The organism is Polaromonas sp. P1_G2, assembly GCF_056405515.1.
In genome coordinates, this window is record NZ_JBFUBY010000505.1 from 1 (window position 1) to 1,267 (window position 1,267).

The 1,267-nt window shown below is 67.4% G+C and carries 2 protein-coding genes and 1 pseudogene; 1 reads left to right on the forward strand and 2 read right to left on the reverse strand.

All coding sequences use genetic code 11. The features are described from left to right. A pseudogene (locus AC1D0P_RS25715) lies at positions 1-138 on the forward strand (polyphosphate kinase 2); the annotation flags it as partial. Here AC1D0P_RS25715 and AC1D0P_RS25720 read toward each other — a convergent pair. Then, the gene (locus AC1D0P_RS25720) at positions 135-896 is read right to left on the reverse strand and encodes an SDR family NAD(P)-dependent oxidoreductase (RefSeq protein WP_477679316.1); all 762 of its coding nucleotides are present in this window, start codon (positions 894-896) and stop codon (positions 135-137) included. The pseudogene AC1D0P_RS25715 and the gene AC1D0P_RS25720 sit on opposite strands and share 4 nt — an antisense overlap. 51 nt (positions 897-947) lie before the next feature. Then, positions 948-1,267, reverse strand: a 320-nt coding sequence (locus AC1D0P_RS25725) for a pseudouridine synthase (protein ID WP_477679317.1), incomplete at its 5' end; no start/stop codon positions are given.

A 1,267-nucleotide genomic window follows, 5' to 3' on the forward strand; every position in this document is an offset into this window, starting at 1 on the left:
TGCATACACCACCTGCTGCAGCAGATGCCCTACCAGGAAACCGAACACCCGGCCATCGTGTTACCGGACCGCGTGCGACACGAGGACTATGTGCGCAACCCTGTCCCCCAGGACATCGTCGTTCCTGAAATTTACTAAGCCGGGTCCCTGACGTCGGCCACCGGGTTGGTGCCGAAGTCGGGGCGGTCGAGGAAGGCAATGATGCGCGCCGCCGCATCGTCGGGCGAGGTCAGCGAACCACCGGTCTTCAAGCCTACAAACGAAGCGCGGTCGGGGAAGGCCTCGGCCGGCGCTGCGCGCAACTGTTCTTGCATGCCGGTGTCTATCACGCCCGGCGCGAGTGAGCAGACCTTGGCGCCCTGGGGCTTCAGGGCTTCTTCCAGAGCCAGGCAGCGCGTGAAATGGTCCATACCGGCCTTGGCCGCGCAGTAGGCCGTCTGCGAGGCCATGGCCTTGCGGCCCAGGCCTGATGAAATATTGAGGACTTTGCGCGGCGCTTTCCAGTCGCCGGTGGCGCGCAGGAAGGCGGCGGTGACCTGCATGGGCGCCTCCAGCCCGACGCGCAGCGCGCGGGCCAGGTCGCCGGCGTCGATATCACTCAAGGGGGCGATCTGCGGGATCACTCCCGCGTTGTTGATCAGGGTGGCACTGGCCCAGGGGCCTTTAGCCTGCGAATCCTTGAGCCAGCTTTCCAGCTTGCCGTTGAGGGAGCCGCTGTCGGCCAGGTCATGCTCCCACTGGAGCACCGTGGCGCCGACATGCCTGGCATGCGCGTCGAGATCGGGCACCGAAGTGCGGGAGATGCAAAGCACCGTGTGGCCGGCGCTGAGCAACTGGCGCGCCATGGAAAGGCCCATGCCGCGCGAGGCGCCTGTGAGGAGGGTGAGGTGTTTCATGGCTCGATGTTAGCGCCGGGACGCCCGGGCTGCTTGCGCAGCGGCCGGGCCCTAAAAGCCGGGACTGCTTTCAAACGACAAGGCCAGGCTGCTGGCCGGATGCGTGAACTGCAGCGCCGCGGCGTGCAGCAAAAGGCGCGGCGCCTTGGCCTGCACCTCGGCGGGGGCATACAGGGCGTCGCCCAGGATGGGGTGGCCCAGCGCCTGCAGGTGTACACGCAGCTGGTGCGATCGGCCGGTGACCGGTTCGAGCTCCACGCGCGTGGTGTTCGCCGCCGCGTCGAAGGCCAGCACGCGCCAGCGGGTCTGGCTCGGTTTGCCGCGTTCGGCATCGATGATGCGCAGCGGGCGGCGCGGCCAGTCCACTATGA

What these genes read in the sequence shown, in the direction of transcription:
- AC1D0P_RS25720 (WP_477679316.1), bottom strand. Translation starts at nt 896, where the DNA reads ATGAAACACCTCACCCTCCTCACAGGCGCCTCGCGCGGCATGGGCCTT.